Below are 17,633 nucleotides of genomic sequence, written 5' to 3'. Positions count from 1 at the left end.
CCAAGCGCACACAGCGCGATTAAGAATAATTACCCGATGGTATTCGATGGTGAACCGATTGCCAAGTGAAAGGGGCAAGAGTAAGGTTACAGCGAGACCAACAACTTAGGTGGAAATGTCCGGTTTGATTAACGAACTTGAGATGAAATTTGCCCTGTCCGGCCAGGGGCATGCCGTATTTCGTGAGCAACTATTGCCCAATCTGTCGGAGAAATTGAGTCAATCTGACGGCTTACAAGTTGATTTTGAGTGTAAGCAGCTCACCAATCATTATTATGACACGCAGGATTTTTACTTTGCTAAGCATCGCTTTGGTTTTCGGGTACGCGGCTGTGACGGCGTTTTTGAGCAAACGCTGAAAACCCATGGCAGTACCACGGGGGGGTTGCATCAACGCGGTGAATACAACATCCAGTTACAGGAGCCGACCCCGGATCTCACACTGTTTTCGCGCGTCGAGTGGCCAGACGATGCCGAGCCAAGCACGTTAACGAAATCGCTGAGCCTGCGATTCAAAACTGATTTTGAACGCAACGAATACACTTTACGGTTCAACGATGCGGTGATTGAACTGGTGTTCGATCGCGGCGAAGTGAGTGCCGATGGCGACACAGTGCCTATCGATGAAGTAGAGATTGAGCTAAAAACGGGCAATGTGGATCGCGTATTTGAATTAGCGCGTTTACTCAATAATACATTGTCGCTTCGTCTCAGCGACACCACTAAGGCAGCATCGGGGTATCACCTTATTGGCGAGTCGCTCATTCAGCCACACCCCTTGCCCGAATACTTGCCGTTAGCGCCTAAACTTTCCACCGAAGATGCCTTCTGCCAATCGGCACAAAAAGCCTTGATGCATTGGCAATATCACGAACAAGCGTACCTGCAAACGCACAAACTCAAATATTTAGACTTTATGGTGGAGGGGGTGCACTTACTGCTTCACTGTGTATCGTTGTACTTGCCAGTGTTGCAGTGTCCGGAGTTACTGAAGCTGCACAAACAATTGATCAGTTTTTCGCAACGCTGGCAATGGGTGAATGAGCTCAACAGCATTCGCTACCTGCGCTCAAAGCGTGGGCCATTTAGTAAGTATTTGAATGAACATGACGCGTTAATGAGCTATTTACAGGGGCGCAAGATGGGCTTATTGCAGGGGCGTGCCGCCCGAACGCTTTTTTTTGATAGCACGGCTAATAACATCAAATTGCTGACCAGTGAGGTTATTTTAAAGCGGCCTTGGCAAGCCACGGTATCAGGCGCCGACAAACCGGTGCTAGAACATGCGCGTGGCTGGCTATCGCAAGGCTGGCAAAACGTGATGCAAAGTTTGTCGCAAGCTGAGCCATTAGCAGATTCGCATTATGTTGCTACCGAGCATGTATTGCGCCAAGCACTTACCAGTGGTTTCTTACTGGCCGATTTGTTTGGCGATGAACGCGGCGAATTTAGAGCGCCCTGGCTGGATATTCTCAGTGGTATTCAAGAGCTCAGGGCATTGCTCGCCTTGAAGTCACTGCTGCGTGAAGCTGAATTTGATCAAGACCTTGAATTAAAGTCGTGGGCGGCCGATAAAATAAAGAACCTATTGCACGTGATTGAGCGAACGCGACGCGTGGCAATCCAATCTGAGGCTTATTGGTGATGACGTGGCAGCGCTGGTCGATTTATATGTTCTGATTTTATGTGGATTATGGGTAGCACTGCTGGGTTTAGCGTGGTTTCGTTTTGATGATCTGCCGCATGGCCGCGCTTTATTTATTCTGACTTTACTCTGGCCTCTGAGTCTGGTTGAAGAGCTCATTAAGCTTTTTCCGTCGGCCACATGGCTAGCGAGTCTGGTGGGTTTGACGTACGTAGCGCCGGTTTTGTTAAACGTTGGATTAACCAGAATGCTCTACCCGCTCATCGTTGAGCAGCCTCGGCAGCGGCGCAGACTGCAATCGATTATTGTCGTGCTCATTGTGTTGTTGCAAGTGCCCATCATATTGCTTCCGCTTGATGTAAAGGTGGCATTACTTGATGCCTCGCCGGTGGGCGAGCCTCTGTATAATCTCCCTCTTTATGCCTGCTACGCACTTGGCGGTGCAGCGATAGTGGCGATGGGGATCCAACTTGTCGAAAGCATGCAGGCGCATCAAGCGTCACTGCCTGAACAGGTTGTTGATATCCGCTATTACAAAATGCCTGCTGTCATTGGTTTGGTCGGTACGCTGGTGAGTATTGCATTTTGCGCAGTGATTATTGTGAGTCTGGTGGCTTTTTCTGTGCTCGACTTTTCTCTCTGGCAATCGGCGCTGCATATAGCCTACGCCACGGTTTTGCTACTCATCTTGATATTGATGACCGAGCGACGTCGCTACTCTCCACTGCCCATCGACCTCGACAAAGTCGCCCAGCGCCCCTATAGCGACGAATTGCTTCGACGCACGCTGACTTCGGCAGAGCAGGCGATGATCCAGCAAAAAGCCTATAAGGTGATTGGTTTGCGACTTCGACAACTGGCTGACGCTGCCGACGTTGACCCGACGGTGCTTGCTGCCGCAACACATGCACTACTGAAGCGAAACTTTCGAGCCTTTGTGTACCATTATCGATTGGAATATGCGAAGAAGGTGTTGATGCGCTCCGATGCCAAGGTGTCTTCGGTCGCGAAACGGTTGGGTTTCCACTCTGAAAAGTTCCTGAGCGGCGTATTTGTCAAATATATCGAAGCGACGGGCGATCCGGATGAGTCGCCCGCAACGTTGCACCCTGAGAACGACGCGTTGATGTTGTCAAAGCGCCGCGAGAAAAGCTGAGCGTCCTTCCTCATTGCTCCTAATGAGCAACAATAAACACAGTCTAATTTTATGTTCTTTGATTTCGTGCACTGCTGACATTCATCATTTGAGATTGACAGGCGGTTTGAGACGAGGAGAAGTAGTAAACACATTCAACTACGATGACGATTCTTCGTAGAGAGCCAGCAGTGTGTTTCTTCGGTTCGTGTCAACGTCGGTAAAATCTACGCTACAGGTTTTCAAAACCAAACGCGTCATTCAGAATTTGCTGAGTAAAGGCTTTGCGCAGATAAAAGCCGCGCGGGCGCGTTTTAATCAGGCGCCCGTGTTTGCCGATAGCGTCAGTGAGCTGCTGGCCGTCAGCTGCTTTGGGTCTCAGTTGCAAAAACTCACCCGTTCGGGCGGTGACCGATTCAATCTCGCCCAAACTGATCCGCTCCATAAGCTCTTCCCAATCGGCTTGCAGCTGCGCCAGTTGGGAATGATCAGGCGACCAGAAAATGGGCGATCCAACGGTGCGCTGAGCGGGTGGAATGTGACGATCGCCAACCACGGGTATCCACAGCACTTGCTGCAGCTTGTTGCGCACGTTGCTCGTTTCCCACCGAGTGTCCTCGATGCCTAACAACGGTGCGTAGCATACATAGGTTGTTTCGCAGGGGGCGCCCATTGCATTGATGGGAAGTGTTTTCAGTTCAACACCCAGCTCTGGAAAATCTTGCTGCGGTTTTGAGCCAGCCGTTGCCCCCAACCAGAGCTCAAGTAACTGGCCGCTCCAGCCTTTTTCTCGTTTGAAATTTTCAGGCACTTGAAGGGCGGCCATGTTGGCTAAGTCGCCCAGCGTCAAACCGGCTATTTGCTCAGCTCGTTGTCGCAGCTCATGGAGGGATTTTGGCGGCTGTTGTGGTGGCTGCATGGCGGCGTGCTACCTGAATTATCATTCAAACTAATTAGCGCTAATGCTATGCAATTCATGCAGTTTATGGAAGAATGAATTCATTGATAAATGAGTTACGCACTTTGGAGTCTACGTGATAGACGCAGACGGATTCCGTGCGAATGTTGGTATCGTAATATGTAATCGTATGGGCCAGGTATTTTGGGCTAGGCGATACGGGCAGCATTCATGGCAGTTCCCGCAAGGCGGGATAGATGATGGCGAAACCCCTGAGCAAGCAATGTTCAGAGAGCTGTACGAAGAAGTAGGTTTACAGTCAAAAGACGTAGAAATTATTGCTTCGACACGCAATTGGGTTCGTTACAAGTTACCAAAACGTTTGATCCGGCAGGGCTCGAACCCCGTGTGTATTGGTCAAAAACAAAAGTGGTTTTTGTTGCAACTGCGCTGCGATGAGTCGGATGTGGATGTGCTGCAGTCAGGCCATCCAGAGTTTGATGACTGGCGCTGGGTAAGTTATTGGTATCCTGTGCGCAACGTGGTGTCGTTCAAGCGTGATGTGTATCGGCGTGTGATGAAAGAATTTGCGCCCATCGCCATGCCTGCCAACGCGAAACACATTTTTGGTCAGCAACGGCGAAAACGTCAACGCCGCAATTAATTCACGTTGGCATAACAGGAGCTTATGCTTACTACTCTTAAGCGGATTGTACAAGAAGTTAACCGAATTCCGGTGCTCGATGAGGCCATCGGGCATTTGGTGCTGCGTGTTAAACAGACCATGCAGGTGGACGCATGCTCGATGTACTTGGCAGATTATCAAACACAGTTGCTCACACTGGTCGCCACGGAAGGGCTGGCGAAATCGGCCGTTAATCGGGTGTTAATCGGTTTTTCTGAAGGGCTGATTGGGTTGGTAGGGCAGCGCGAAGAGCCTTTAAACATCATCGATGCGCATAACCATCCGCGCTTCAAATATTATCCTGAAGTGGAAGAAGAGCACTTTAATGCGTTTCTTGGCGCGCCGATCATTCACCAGCGCAAGGTGCTGGGTGTGATCACACTTCAACAACGTGACAAACGCCGCTTTAGCGAAGATGAAGAGGCTTTTTTAGTCACTCTGGCAGCACAGATTGCACTGGAAATAGCCAACGCGGAGATCCGCGGAGCGTTGCGCACGCCGTCGAAAATAGGTCAGCTTACGTCACAGAAAAATCTCCATGGCGTGGCAGGATCATCGGGCCTCGCGTGCGGCACGGGCTACCAGCCAAACATTAAGATTGATTTAAGCCGCTGGCAGGTCAAACGCACGACTGACGTGAGCGCAGCGATAGCCGATTACCGCGCGGCGGTAGACATCACTCGTCGCGAAGTGGAAGGCTTGTCATCGTCATTAGAGGGAACAATCCCTGAAGATGTGCGCTCGATTTTTCAGCTCTACCATCAGCTTCTGGACGCCAATAGCCTCGGGCGCGAAGTTGAAGCGAAAATCAAGCAACAGGATTGGGATGCGGGTTCTGCATTAAAACTGGTCGTCGAGAGTTACGCGGCACAGTTTGAAAACATGGAAGATCCCTACATGCAGGAGCGGGCTATTGATATCATTGACCTGTCGAATCGAATTTTACGCAATATTGTGGCCCGTGCTAGCGGACACAAAGGTCCGCAGCAGCGCCGTATTGAGACGGATTCTATTTTAGTGGCCGAAGAAGTGTCTGCGCCTATGTTGGCCGAGTTTCCACGCAAGCATTTGGTGGGCATTATCTCCATCCGTGGCTCAAACAACAGCCATACTGCCATTCTGGCCAGAGCGATGGGCGTGCCAGCGGTGATGGGTTTAAACAATGTGTCGCCGGAACTGTTAGATGGCAAGCCCATCTTGCTCGATGGCTATTCCGGTGAAGTGATTGTTAATCCACAGCGGCATATTGAAGCAGAATTTAAACACCTGATCGCTGAAGAGCAGGAACTATCAAAAAAAATTGAACAGGAAGCCGTTAAGCCTAGCGTGACTGAAGATGAGCATGCCATAACGCTGCTTGTGAATGCGGGTTTGTCGGTAGAACTGGAACTGCAACAGGAGCAAGGCTGTGGCGTAGGGCTTTATCGCACAGAAATTCCGTTTATGTTGCGCGAGCGATTCCCCTCAGAGCGAGAGCAATTTGAGCTGTATCGTCAGGTGTTGCACAGCGCAGCCGAGCATGAAGTCACGCTTAGGACCTTAGATGTCGGGGGAGACAAACCGTTACCGTATTTCCCCATCAATGAAGAAAATCCCTTTTTGGGCTGGCGAGGCGTACGTTTAACGCTGGATCACCCTGAGATTTTTCTGGTGCAGATCCGTGCGATGCTAAGAGCCAGCGCGGGTCTGGACAACCTGCACATTATGTTACCCATGATCACTTCAGTGAATGAGGTGGATGATGCGTTGCGGCTAATTGATCAAGCCTATCACGAGGTCAATGAAGAACTTCAAGGGCCCGGTGGCTTGCTGTATAAGCCAAAAATTGGTGTCATGTTGGAAGTGCCTGCGGCAATTTATCAAATCCCCCAACTTGCGTCCCGCGTGGATTTCTTTTCGGTTGGTAGCAACGATTTAACCCAATACTTACTTGCGGTGGATCGCAACAATGCCCGTGTGGCAAACCTCTACAGTAGTTATCATCCTGCGGTTTTAAATGCACTTGCAACGATTGCGACTCAATGCAATGCCCACAACACGCCTGTTACCGTGTGTGGAGAACTGGCCGGGGAGCCCGGAGGCGCGGTGTTACTCGTCGCCATGGGATATCGGAAACTTTCCATGAATGCGCATAACTTGCGTAAAATCAATTGGGTGATCCGCAATATTTCCGTGGCGGAGGTCGAACAATTACTACCGGCGGTATTGGCCTGTGATCTCCCTGCCGACGTATTTGAACGCGTTAATAAGTATTTAGACAATAAGCAATTGGGCGGGTTAACCCGAGCGGGTTGGTAGGATGGAAATGATGTTGGTCATTGTTATCACCTGCATGTTACTGGGGGCTGTAGTAGGCGTACTGGCGGGCTTACTGGGGATTGGTGGTGGCCTGATCATGGTACCGGCTCTGGCTTACTTGCTTGCGGGTTGGCTCAATATCCCACCGACAGAAACGATCGTTATTGCCATTGCAACGTCATTATCAACCATTATTTTTACCGGCATGTCATCCGCGCGGGCGCATTATAAGTTGGGCAACCTCAGTCAAACGATTGTGCTGTGGTCAGGGATTGGTATCGCCTTCGGTGCGATCATTGGTGCACAGGTGGCCAGTCGCATTCCTGGTGCCGTGCTCAAAGGTATTTTTGCTGTGCTGGTGATGCTGATCGCTCTGTATATGATGTTCGGCAGTCGGCGCGAATCGACGCACACAGCGTCGCAACCTAAGCTGGTTGGCATTGGCGCATCGGTAGGTACGCTTTCCGCACTCATGGGGATTGGCGGTGGAGCACTGTTGGTGCCCGCGCTGGTGTGGTACCGGGTGAATATTCGACAAGCGATTGGATGTGCGGCATTTAGTGGTATTCTTATCGCTGTTTTCGGTAGCGCCAGTTTTGTCATCTCCGGTTGGCATTATGGGGCGCTGACAGAGGGGTTTATCGGTTATGTATTTTGGCCAGCGTCAGTGAGTATCGCTGTTATATCCGTATTCACAGCACCTCTGGGTGCCAAGTTGGGTCAAAGGATGAACACGCAAGGCTTAAAAAAAGTCTTTGCCGTTTTTTTAGTGTTAGTCAGCATTCGTATGCTGTGGGGATTGTAAAACGTGTTAGAGCAACAGCATTGGGTGTTTCCGCAAATTGATCCGGTCATCTTTTCTCTGGGCCCTGTCAGTGTGCGCTGGTATGGCTTGATGTATCTGGTCGGCTTCATTGCCGCATTTTTATTGGCTAAACAACGCATTCATCGCATTGGGTGGAGCAAAGAGCAACTCAGTGACTTTCTGTTTTGGGGTTTCCTTGGGGTGATTGTGGGAGGTCGGGTCGGTTACGTACTCTTCTACCAGTTTGGGTTGTTTCTAGACGATCCTTTATATCTTCTCAAAATATGGACAGGAGGCATGTCTTTCCACGGTGGCTTGCTGGGTGTGCTCGTCGCCATTGCGTTGTACGCTCGAAAAATGAATATGCCGTTTTTGGCGTTGGGTGATTTTGTCGCGCCGCTGGTACCGATCGGGCTAGGCGCAGGGCGTTTAGGTAATTTTTTAAACGCAGAGCTTTGGGGGCGTACAACCGATGTTCCTTGGGGCGTGATTTTTCCGGGTGCCGGGCCGATTGCGCGGCATCCGTCTCAGCTTTATGAATTTTTTCTTGAGGGCGTGGTGTTGTTTATCCTGTTGTGGTGGTTTTCTGCTAAACCGAGACCTCGTGGCGCGGTAGGTGGCCTGTTTTTAGCCGGTTACGGGTGCTTTCGATTTATCATCGAATACTACCGCGAACCAGATGCCCACATTGGTCTTTACACTTTAGGATTGTCACAAGGTCAGTTATTATGCATCCCAATGATTGGGTTAGGCGTATGGCTTATCGTTCGAGCGTATCGAAAGCCCGTTTTTGATAATCTTAACACGCAACATAAGTAGTCATCTATGCAGCAGTATCATGAATTAATGCGGCACATTTTAAATAACGGTGTGCGCAAAGAAGACCGCACCGGCACCGGCACATTGAGTGTGTTTGGGTATCAAATGCGCTTCAATCTGGCCGACGGTTTTCCGTTAGTGACGACCAAAAAGTGTCATTTGCGCAGTATTATTCATGAACTGCTATGGTTTCTGAAGGGCGATACCAATATCGCGTATTTGACTGAGAACGGCGTGTCTATTTGGGATGAATGGGCGACCGACGAGGGCGAGCTTGGGCCGGTTTACGGGCAACAGTGGCGCAGTTGGGCGGGCCAGAACGGAGAAACAATTGATCAAATAAGTCAGGTGGTTGAGCAAATCAAAACTAATCCTGACTCTCGCCGGTTGATTGTCAGTGCGTGGAATCCGGCGGTTTTGCCTGATACCAGCGTGTCACCTAAAGAAAACGCGGCTCGCGGCAAACAAGCGTTGCCCCCATGCCACACCTTATTCCAATTCTATGTGCTGGAAGGCAAATTATCCTGCCAGTTATATCAGCGTAGCGGCGATGTGTTTTTGGGGGTGCCCTTTAACATTGCCAGTTATGCATTATTAACCATGATGGTGGCTCAGGTCTGCGAACTCGAACTGGGTGATTTTGTCCATACGCTAGGTGACGCGCATTTATACAGCAATCATCTAGAGCAGACAGAATTGCAACTTAGCCGCGAACCTTTCCCGCTACCTACGATGCAGATTAATCCGCAAATCAAAGACATTTTTGGATTTACTATTGATGATTTTTCGCTTAAAAATTATCAATCTCACCCGCACATCAAAGCGCCAGTGGCTATTTAGCGATGACGACCAATATCCTTATTTGCGACGACTCCGGCTTTGCACGTAAGCAAATGGCACGTTCTATTCCAGATGGCTGGGATGTTGAAATCAGTTTTGCCGAACATGGACAGCAGGCCATAGAGCTTATCAAGCAGGGAAAGGGCGATGTGCTGTTTTTGGATTTGAATATGCCGGTCATGGACGGCTACCAAACGATGCAAGTGATCCGCAGTGAAGATTTGCCCACACTGGTCATTGTGGTGTCCGGCGATGTACAGCCAGAAGCGAGAAGCCGAATGGTCGGCATGGGTGCACTGGATTTCATTCGCAAACCGATCGACAACGCGAAGCTGACCACTATTTTAAGCCAGTACGGGCTTTACTCTGGCGCGCCAGAGGCGACACAGCGCTCCACCACAACGACCAATGTCGCTCCGCAGTCAACGCAACGTGTAAGCAAAGCGGATGACAAGATTGATGCCTACCGAGAGCTGGTGAACGTGGCAATGGGGCGAGCCGGAGAGAGTTTGGCCAATCTGTTCGGTGAGTTTATTGATTTGCCAATACCGAATGTGAATGTGCTGGAAACGACCGAGCTGCACATGGCAATCGCCGAAGTGCAACGAAACGCTAGTATTTCGGCGGTGTCGAAAGGCTTTGTCAGCGCAGGCATTACCGGAGAGGCGTTAGTGCTGTTTGACGACGAAAGCGTCGATAGCATGATCGAATTACTTAAATATGATGAAGTTGAAGTCACTGAGCAGCTTGAGTTAGAAGCGTTTATGGATGTTTCCAATATTCTTATCGGCGCGTGTCTCAACGCCCTATCGGAACAATTGAACGTGAAATTCAGTCACAACCACCCGATTATTCTGGGCCGCCATTGCGACTTGGATGTATTGCTTGATGGTACGGTATCCCGGTGGAATAAAATCATGGCGATTGAAATATGTTACGCCATTAAGAAGCACGATCTGACCTTTGATCTGTTGCTGTTGATACCGGGCTCAGCCATGGAGCAAGTCTACACAAGGCTAGTAGATACAACGGAGGCGCGGATCTGATGAGTAAACCAATGAGCGATGTCGCCGATATGCACTGGCAGTACGATTTACTGGGTTCGATAGAAGTTGGCATCGTGGTGGTGAATCGCGACTACAAGGTTGAAATGTGGAACCAGTTTATGGAAAACCACAGTGGCTTGCTGCCAAGCAAAGTTGTTGGGAAAAACCTTTTCGATGTGTTTCCTAAAGTGGATAAGGGCTGGTTACAACGCAAAGCGAAGCCGGTATTTGACTTAAAAACACCCGCGTTTTTGATTTGGGAACAGAGACCTTTTTTATTCGAGTTTTCGACCAACCGACCTATTACCTCTGCGTCGAGTTTTATGTACCAGAATGTCACTTTGTTTCCGCTGGCTTCCCTGTCTGAAACGGTAGAAAAAGTATGCATCGTTGTCTATGACGTTACCGATCAGGCGTTAGGTCAGATGAATATCGAGCGCTTAAACAGCGAGCTTGAGAATATGAGCCGTATTGACGGCCTCACTCAACTGTTCAACCGTCGGTACTGGCAGGAACAATTTGAGCGGGAATATAAACGAGCCCTGCGTACTGACGAACAGGCGACTGTGCTGATGTTGGACATTGACCATTTTAAGCGGGTTAATGATACCTACGGCCATCAAGCGGGAGACAAGGTCATACAAGCGCTTGCCGGTATTGTGAAAAGCTCTGTGCGCGAGACCGATTATGCAGGGCGGTATGGCGGCGAGGAGTTTGCCATTTTGCTCCCCAATACCAGTGTAACCTCGGCAGTGAGTGTGGCAGAACGTATTCGTGAAACCGCAGAACACACGGAAGTCACTCATGAAGATGACCATATCCGTTTTACTGTCAGTGTGGGTGCTGCTGAGTTTAGCGCAGATTACGCCACTGCGCTGGCCTGGCTTGAAGATGCTGACCAATCGTTATACGCGGCGAAAAATGGCGGACGCAACCAAGTTCGCATCCACCAACCAGAAAATCGTTAGTGCTCGCTGCGTTGCTCAAGTGCGTGAATTTTGTGCCTGATCCGATATAAGAACAGCAAACTTGGGATCACCATCACCGCGGTAAGCGCAAAAAACACGCTCCAGTTTCCATCTAAACCATCCACAATAAAGCCACTGCCCGACGCCAGTACCGTTCTTCCCAGTACACCTAAAGACGCCATGAGTGCATACTGAGAGGCCGAAAATGCTTTGTTGCACAGCAGCGAGATAAACGCGACTAATGCGACCGAACTCCATGCCGCGGTGAAACCATCGATGATAATGGTTGCAACGAACAGCGGTTTGCTTGGGCCTACATGCGCCATCGCTGAAAACATAAGGTTACTTGCTGCCATAGCGATGCCTGCAATCATGAGTCCGCGATAAATACCATAGCGGATGTTGACGAGGCCGCCAATCACCGCAAACACGATGGTAACCCACCAGTTGAGAAGCTTAGACAATGAGCCTATGTCACTGTTGCTAAAGCCGAGCTCTTTGTAAAACACAATACTCATACGGCCTAAAAACGCTTCACCAATTTTGAACAGAAAAATAAACAGCAATACCGACAGGGCGAATTTCACGCCATTGCGATTAAAAAACTCTTTAAATGGCTCAACAATAGTAACCAATAACCAGGCAGTGGCTTTGCTGAGCCAGGAATGACTGCGTCGCTGCAATAGTTTCTGTTGATAAAATGCCATTGCCTCAGCCTGCTGTGCCGCGCGATCGGTTTTAGGCTCTTCGACAAAGTATACGGTGACGTGCAACAGTAGCATGATTGCTGCTAGCACAAAGTACACCTCATGCCATGCCCAGTGGGGAGAATCTGCCAAAAAGAATGGAATAGCCCCAAGCCCACCATACCCTGTCCACCACCCTGCAGTTGCCATCGCCGACGCAGCGCTGAGCTTATCTTTTTCGTCGTGGCCGATCACATCAATCCGAAAAGCATCAACAGCAATATCCTGTGTGGCGCTGCATATGGCAATCAGCAGCCCGAACAGCGCAATGTAAAACAACTGTAATTCGAGCTGAAAGGTCGCCATGGCCATGCAACAGCCAGCAACACCCCATTGTGTCAGGGCAATCCAGCTACGTCGTTGGCCGAGCTTGCGCGATAATAGGGGTAAGCGCACGCGATCCAGCAGCGGTGACCAGAGAAAATTAATTGAATAGGCGGCAAAAATGATCCCGAACAAGCCTATGGAGCCTCGTGATAAGCCGCCGTCTTTTAACCAAGCGGTAAGTGCTGAGCCAATCATGACCCACGGAAACCCGCTGGCCATGCCAAAGCAGAAAATAGCGGCGATGCGGCGGTCACGATAGTGACGCAGCGACGATAGTAAAGGAGCAGAATGCACAGACACGACTTCTATTATGCTGATCGGAAGTCGTTATTGGATCATGTTAAGGCGATGAACGCAATGTTTGCATCACGGACGAATACCGATGCAATCGAAAGGGCATAAGCCGCGCCCGTCGAGGTAATGTAAGCAGTTGCTTAGCTCTTCATGCAAAAAAGTGTCGAAGCGCAATTTTTCTGCCGGCCAGTAATGGAGTTGATGCAGTACGTGCCAGAAAACACGCTCTTTCTGACTGTAGGGTTGTGAGCGATCATTCACGTCGGCCCATTCCTCAAGTGTGTCCCAAAAAAACAGAACAAGCTCGGCATGTGGAAGGTCACCGCGCCAAAACGCGTGGACATAAAACGACAGCTGCTTTGATTTGGAATCAATAAACGACGGCACCTGCACTCGACTATTAACCTCTAGCTAACCTTAATTCAGAGTATAGTCACGGATGCAGGCTTTTACCTGTTTCATTGTAGAGACACGCTGCAGAATACAAGAACCTATTGAAATGGAAGATAAATTATTTTGTGAACACGCATCGATTGATGAATGTAATTTACCAGCCCAGAAAGGTCATCCACCCATAAATATTTTTACCAACGCTTTGATATTGCTGAGTATTGTACTGGGTGCCGTTAATATCGCGTTGGCGGTAATGCATCTTCAGCTCGGTGGCTGCTCGCACTTTACGTTGTTTTTCAGTCAGTACACTCCAGCGATTATCCCACTCGTTGGTCAAATCAAGCACCGGAAAAGTCGTTTGCGCCAGTTGCATGGGAATATCATCATTGAGGTCACGCTGTGGCCAGAATGGACCAGCCACCACGAGCCCATCAGGCTCGATGACATTGCCTTGCGCATAGAGTCGGATCAAACCAGCGCTGGCGATGCCATGACTGATCAACAACCGATAACCTGGCGTGCTCTGAATTTCTGCAAACGCGGCTTCAAGCCTCTGGCTGAGCGCCAGAGAGTAACGCGTGAGTGATTCCGGATGAATGGGCGGCATGGCGCTACGGGCGTTCACGTCAGTGATCGCGGTCGGATTGTGGTTGCTACTGAACAGTACCGCGGGTGCCGGCATAGTCAGGGTCGTCCAGCCCCAACCATTGAGTTGCTCAGCCACAGAACTGACGCCCTGTGTGCCAAAGATGCCTTGCAGTGATTCAGTCACGATAATCGCCACGCCGCGTGTGAGTGGCGCGGTGGCGGGGGCTATTTTAACAGGAACCTCGTCAGTTCCAGCAACGATAACCTGTGTTTCGCCCAGAGGCATCGATGCCTGTATGTCTTGTGTGAACAACGCGCTGGACGAGAGTGTTTCCTGCGCATTGGCGCTGGAAGCAATGGCAGTCATCAGCATTGTCGCCGCGCAAAACGATTTAAGAAGCATAGACAATAAGTCGGTTAGCCGATGTTAACAGTATGAGTATATTATCGGCGAATAGCGCGTTTTCTTCACCCCTGATCCACGCGAATAAACGTTTGGTGCTCACAGTGGGTCTCGTGACTGGGTTCATTGGCGAAGTGATGGGGCGAGAAAAACTGCACCTCGCCCCCATGCAGCGGATGCTTGAACGCAATAGCCTGTGCATGCAACAGTAGTCGATTGGAAACGTTCAAGGCGTGCCCCTCGGCGTACAGTCGGTCGCCTAATATGGGGTGACCAATGGCTTGCATATGAACACGCAATTGGTGCGAGCGGCCTGTAATAGGCGATAGCGCTACCAGCGAGCTAAAGCTATCCCGGCTGATCACACGATAATCGGTGGTCGAGGGCTTGCCATTTTCATGATCGACCATCTGCTTCGGACGATTGGGCCAATCACAGATCAATGGCAGTTCAATGCGCCCAGCATCCTCAATGGGATGGCCGTGCACACGCGCAAAATAGGTTTTTGACACTTCGCGCTGCTGAAACTGGCGGGAAAGCTCTCGATTTGCGTCTTTTGTCAAAGCCATCAGCAGTAGGCCACTGGTCGCCATGTCAAGCCGATGCACGATGCTCGCGGTGGGATAAACCCGCTGGACGCGGGTCTGAATACTGTCAAAATGGGCCTGAGCGCGACCTTTCACGCTGAGTAATCCACTCGGTTTCTCTACCACCAGTAGGCTGTCGTCGCGATACAGAAAGCGTAAATACGGCGACACAGGCGGATCATAGTGCAGCAATACCATCAGGGGTTATTCACGACTAAGCGAACCGCATCGAGCTGTAATTGAGCGGTTTGCATACTGCCGTCAAGCTGACGGATTTGTTCGCGCAGAAAGTGTATTTCCTCTTCACGAATTGAGGGGTTATGCGCTGACAGTGCGACTAATCGATTCACCTCATCGCCAAGCAAACGGTGCATTCGCTCAAGTGCATCATGCTGAATTTGATTGGCACGTTGGTGCGCGCTGCGTTCAGCCACATCCAGATTTTGCATGATCGCCGGTTTCAGCGCGCCAATCAGTTTGTTCGCTGTGGACTTATTCACATTGAACAAATGGCCCATCTCCGCCTCGAAGGGTTTTCCTTTCGCATCGATACACACACTGATCGGCGTTTCGGGTAGATAGCGGCCTAGTTGCAGTTGTTTTGGCGCCTGCGCAGACAACACAAAGATTGTCTGAAGATAATAGGCTCCTTTGGGTAATTCCGGGTCTTTGATAAACGCCACACTGGCTTTGCCCATCACATCAGTGATTACCGCGTCCATGGTGTTATGCACCAACGGATGATCCCAACTTAAAAAATGCAAATGCTCCATACTGGCGGCAGTATCACGACGATAGGTGACTTCCATGCCTTCAGGGTCGAGCCCCGGGATCGCGCTGACCATTGACTCTGTTGGCATCAGTACATAGCAGTTTCGTTCAATTTCATCCTGTTGAACGCCGAAAGCGTCGAACAGACGATTCATGAAACGCGGCAGATCGCCTGAGGCATCCTGACTGGCTATTTCATCCAGTAATGGTTCGATCTTGCCCGAGCCGGCTGCATTCATTTCGAGTAGTTTGTCACGCCCTGCATCCAACTGTGCTTTATACATTTGGTTGAGTTCGTGCGTGTTCTCTATCAACGCGTTAAGTTGGGCAGTGTTTTGTGGCGTATGCAATGCTTCGACGAGCGCCCCTTGAGTTTCCTCAAAAACGCGCGTGCCGGTAGGGCAGGTTTTTTCAAACGCACCCAGACCGCGATGGTACCAGTCAAATAAAACATGTTGTGCGGTGTGTTCGAAATACGGCACATGGATCTGAATATCACGTCGCTGACCAATGCGATCTAATCGACCAATGCGCTGTTCAAGTAAATCCGGGATAAGCGGCAGGTCGAACAGCACCAACTGATTGGCAAACTGGAAGTTGCGCCCTTCACTGCCAATTTCACTGCAAATTAACACTTGCGCGCCATCCTCGGCCTGCGCGAAGTAATGTGCAGCTTTATCACGCTCGACCAAACTCATACCTTCATGAAATACCGTCTGGCGGATGCCGGTTTTAACCCGAATATGTTCTGCCAGTTGCTGTGCTGTCACGGCACTTGCGCAAATCACCAATATTTTCTCTGGACGTACCTCAGTCACAAAGTCGCACAACCAATTTACCCGAGGATCAACGCTCAGCCATTGATCAAAGACTTCGGGCTGTTGTTCTGGATGCAAGCGAATGTAGGTATCGATTTCATCGTCATGCAATAGCGTCTGGTAAGATTCAGGCAAGGTTTGTGGATGGGCATGTACGTGACGCTCGGGAAAGCCTGCAATGGCGGCGCGGCGGTTCCTAAACAGCAACCTACCCGTGCCGTGTTGGTCGATAAGCGTGTCAATCAACGCTTCTCTGGCTTCGCGTTGGCTAAAATCCGTCTGTGCTGTTAACCATTCTCCGGCAACGGCTTTGAGCTTTGTCAGTTCTTCGTCATCAGGAATACGGTAATCAAGCAACGGCGCGACAGCGTCCGCAAGTTCACCATAATGGCGCTCTTCCTCTAGAAATTCGTCGTAATCGTGAAAACGTGCCGGGTCGAGCAAACGTAAACGGGCGAAGTGGCTCTGATGGCCTAACTGATCGGGGGTTGCCGTTAACAGCAGCACACCTTTTGTGGCGTGTGCCAATGCTTCAATCGCCTGGTATTGCGGGGAGGGCAACTGCGGTTGCCATTGCAGGTGGTGTGCTTCATCCACAATCAGTAAATCCCACTGTGCTTCAATTGCTTGGCGGCGATATTCGTCATGCTCGGTAAGAAAGCTCAGTGAGCAAAGCACAAGCTGTTCGCTGTCAAAGACGTTAACCGATGCCGTTTTTACTGAGTCTTCACCCTCTTCGCCAGTCGCATTGCTTTGCTCTTCAGCAATGGCTTCGCAGCGGCTTTCATCAAACACCGCAAAATTCAGATTAACGCGGCGTAGCATCTCTACCAACCACTGGTGTACCAAACTGTCGGGAACAACAATCAGCACGCGTTGGGCGCGACCGGTTTGGATTTGCTGGTGGATGATCAGAGCGGCTTCGATGGTTTTACCTAATCCAACCTCATCAGCTAATAACACGCGGGGGGCATAACGTTTACCCACTTCTGCGGCGATATGTAACTGATGGGGAATTAAATCAATTCGTGCGCCAGCAAGTCCCAACGTTGGCGATGTCGCGTGCTGGTGTTGATAGTGCAAGCTGTCAAATCGCAGATCAAACCATTTGGGCTCATCAATCTGACCACTGAACAGGCGTTTTTCTGGTTGATTCAAGCGAATGTGATGGTCGAGCCCGGTTTCATGTAGGCTGGCATCTTCCTTGGTATCTTCACGGATGCCCTGATAGCGAATAACGCCCTCAGTATCAATCACGTCGGTGATCGCCATGTCCCAACCTTCAGCGCTTCTGACCACGTCACCCACCTCAAACGTCAAGCGCGTTAGTGGCGCAGAATCCAGCGCATAGGTGCGCTGTTCTTCAGTCGCGGGAAAAAGAATATCGACTGTGCGCCCGCTGACACTCAAAATAGCACCCAGCCCTAAATTAGGCTCGGTATTGCTGATCCAACGCTGACCCACGTTAAACATTTGAATTTCGGCCATGTTTGTACTCCAACATCAAAGGTCAACACGCCCCACGGCGTACAAAAGGGGCGGTATTGTAGCGATAAGTGTAGCAAAG

Annotated in this window: 15 protein-coding genes; 9 read left to right on the top strand and 6 right to left on the bottom strand. The window is 50.3% G+C overall.

Annotation, left to right across the window (positions count from 1 at the left end):
- The first annotated feature begins 115 nt into the window (after positions 1-115).
- A complete protein-coding gene (locus KIU71_RS03050; protein WP_214129671.1) occupies positions 116-1,645 on the top strand; it encodes a CYTH domain-containing protein in 1,530 nt (509 codons plus the stop codon).
- The gene (locus tag KIU71_RS03045) at positions 1,599-2,801 is read left to right on the top strand and encodes a helix-turn-helix transcriptional regulator (RefSeq protein WP_214129670.1); all 1,203 of its coding nucleotides are present in this window, start codon (positions 1,599-1,601) and stop codon (positions 2,799-2,801) included. The genes KIU71_RS03050 and KIU71_RS03045 overlap by 47 nt, the downstream gene beginning before the upstream one ends.
- A 211-nt stretch (positions 2,802-3,012) precedes the next feature.
- On the opposite strand, the gene mutH is transcribed toward KIU71_RS03045, so the two are convergent.
- On the bottom strand, positions 3,013-3,699 hold the full coding sequence (gene mutH, locus KIU71_RS03040; protein WP_214129669.1) for a DNA mismatch repair endonuclease MutH: 687 nt from the start codon (positions 3,697-3,699) through the stop codon (positions 3,013-3,015).
- Between the two features lie 115 nt (positions 3,700-3,814).
- On the opposite strand from mutH, the gene rppH reads away from it, so the two are divergent.
- Genes rppH through KIU71_RS03005 form a run of 7 tightly spaced genes read left to right on the top strand, consistent with a single transcriptional unit; the run spans position 3,815 to position 11,139 of the window.
- Positions 3,815-4,342, top strand: coding sequence for an RNA pyrophosphohydrolase (gene rppH / locus KIU71_RS03035; RefSeq protein ID WP_214129668.1), 528 nt, complete (start codon positions 3,815-3,817; stop codon positions 4,340-4,342).
- A 24-nt stretch (positions 4,343-4,366) separates the two neighbouring features.
- Complete coding sequence (gene ptsP / locus KIU71_RS03030; protein ID WP_214129667.1) at positions 4,367-6,661, top strand: phosphoenolpyruvate--protein phosphotransferase; 2,295 nt, start codon at positions 4,367-4,369, stop codon at positions 6,659-6,661.
- A 1-nt stretch (position 6,662) separates the two neighbouring features.
- The gene (locus tag KIU71_RS03025; RefSeq protein ID WP_214129666.1) at positions 6,663-7,466 is read left to right on the top strand and encodes a sulfite exporter TauE/SafE family protein; all 804 of its coding nucleotides are present in this window, start codon (positions 6,663-6,665) and stop codon (positions 7,464-7,466) included.
- Between the two features lie 3 nt (positions 7,467-7,469).
- Positions 7,470-8,285, top strand: coding sequence for a prolipoprotein diacylglyceryl transferase (gene lgt, locus KIU71_RS03020; protein ID WP_214129665.1), 816 nt, complete (start codon positions 7,470-7,472; stop codon positions 8,283-8,285).
- 6 nt (positions 8,286-8,291) lie between these two features.
- The gene (locus KIU71_RS03015; protein ID WP_214129664.1) at positions 8,292-9,125 is read left to right on the top strand and encodes a thymidylate synthase; all 834 of its coding nucleotides are present in this window, start codon (positions 8,292-8,294) and stop codon (positions 9,123-9,125) included.
- A 2-nt stretch (positions 9,126-9,127) separates the two neighbouring features.
- Entirely contained in the window at positions 9,128-10,171 is a 1,044-nt protein-coding gene (locus KIU71_RS03010) for a response regulator (RefSeq protein WP_214129663.1), read from the top strand.
- Positions 10,171-11,139, top strand: a complete 969-nt coding sequence (locus KIU71_RS03005) for a sensor domain-containing diguanylate cyclase (RefSeq protein WP_214129662.1) — start codon at positions 10,171-10,173, stop codon at positions 11,137-11,139. Before KIU71_RS03010 ends, KIU71_RS03005 begins: the two co-directional genes overlap by 1 nt.
- Here the strand turns inward: KIU71_RS03005 and KIU71_RS03000 are convergent.
- The 5 genes from KIU71_RS03000 to rapA form a co-directional block, all read right to left on the bottom strand.
- Entirely contained in the window at positions 11,136-12,512 is a 1,377-nt protein-coding gene (locus KIU71_RS03000; RefSeq protein WP_315853231.1) for an AmpG family muropeptide MFS transporter, read from the bottom strand. The two genes, KIU71_RS03005 and KIU71_RS03000, sit on opposite strands and share 4 nt — an antisense overlap.
- Before the next feature lie 66 nt (positions 12,513-12,578).
- Positions 12,579-12,899 carry a hypothetical protein gene (locus tag KIU71_RS02995; RefSeq protein ID WP_214129661.1) on the bottom strand — a complete coding sequence of 107 codons (321 nt, stop codon included), beginning with the start codon at positions 12,897-12,899 and terminating at the stop codon, positions 12,579-12,581.
- A 154-nt stretch (positions 12,900-13,053) separates the two neighbouring features.
- Complete coding sequence (locus KIU71_RS02990) at positions 13,054-13,854, bottom strand: DUF3530 family protein (protein ID WP_214129660.1); 801 nt, start codon at positions 13,852-13,854, stop codon at positions 13,054-13,056.
- 101 nt (positions 13,855-13,955) lie between these two features.
- Entirely contained in the window at positions 13,956-14,675 is a 720-nt protein-coding gene (locus KIU71_RS02985; RefSeq protein ID WP_214129659.1) for a pseudouridine synthase, read from the bottom strand.
- Complete coding sequence (rapA, locus tag KIU71_RS02980; RefSeq protein ID WP_214129658.1) at positions 14,675-17,554, bottom strand: RNA polymerase-associated protein RapA; 2,880 nt, start codon at positions 17,552-17,554, stop codon at positions 14,675-14,677. The genes KIU71_RS02985 and rapA overlap by 1 nt, the downstream gene beginning before the upstream one ends.
- Positions 17,555-17,633 lie beyond the last annotated feature (79 nt).

This window comes from Alteromonas oceanisediminis (genome assembly GCF_018474025.1).
Taxonomy (GTDB): domain Bacteria; phylum Pseudomonadota; class Gammaproteobacteria; order Enterobacterales; family Alteromonadaceae; genus Alteromonas_E; species Alteromonas_E oceanisediminis.
The sequence above is the reverse complement of the archived record's forward strand: the minus strand, read 5'-3'. Positions and strand labels throughout refer to the sequence as shown.

Excerpts from the sequence above, each read along its gene's own strand:
- KIU71_RS03050 (WP_214129671.1), top strand. The coding sequence starts at position 116 with ATGTCCGGTTTGATTAACGAACTTGAGATGAAATTTGCCCTGTCCGGC.
- mutH (WP_214129669.1), bottom strand. The coding sequence starts at position 3,699 with ATGCAGCCACCACAACAGCCGCCAAAATCCCTCCATGAGCTGCGACAA.
- ptsP (WP_214129667.1), top strand. The coding sequence starts at position 4,367 with ATGCTTACTACTCTTAAGCGGATTGTACAAGAAGTTAACCGAATTCCG.
- KIU71_RS03025 (WP_214129666.1), top strand. The coding sequence starts at position 6,663 with ATGGAAATGATGTTGGTCATTGTTATCACCTGCATGTTACTGGGGGCT.
- KIU71_RS03015 (WP_214129664.1), top strand. The coding sequence starts at position 8,292 with ATGCAGCAGTATCATGAATTAATGCGGCACATTTTAAATAACGGTGTG.
- KIU71_RS03010 (WP_214129663.1), top strand. The coding sequence starts at position 9,128 with ATGACGACCAATATCCTTATTTGCGACGACTCCGGCTTTGCACGTAAG.
- KIU71_RS03005 (WP_214129662.1), top strand. The coding sequence starts at position 10,171 with ATGAGTAAACCAATGAGCGATGTCGCCGATATGCACTGGCAGTACGAT.
- KIU71_RS02990 (WP_214129660.1), bottom strand. The coding sequence starts at position 13,854 with ATGACTGCCATTGCTTCCAGCGCCAATGCGCAGGAAACACTCTCGTCC.
- KIU71_RS02985 (WP_214129659.1), bottom strand. The coding sequence starts at position 14,675 with ATGGTATTGCTGCACTATGATCCGCCTGTGTCGCCGTATTTACGCTTT.
- rapA (WP_214129658.1), bottom strand. The coding sequence starts at position 17,554 with ATGGCCGAAATTCAAATGTTTAACGTGGGTCAGCGTTGGATCAGCAAT.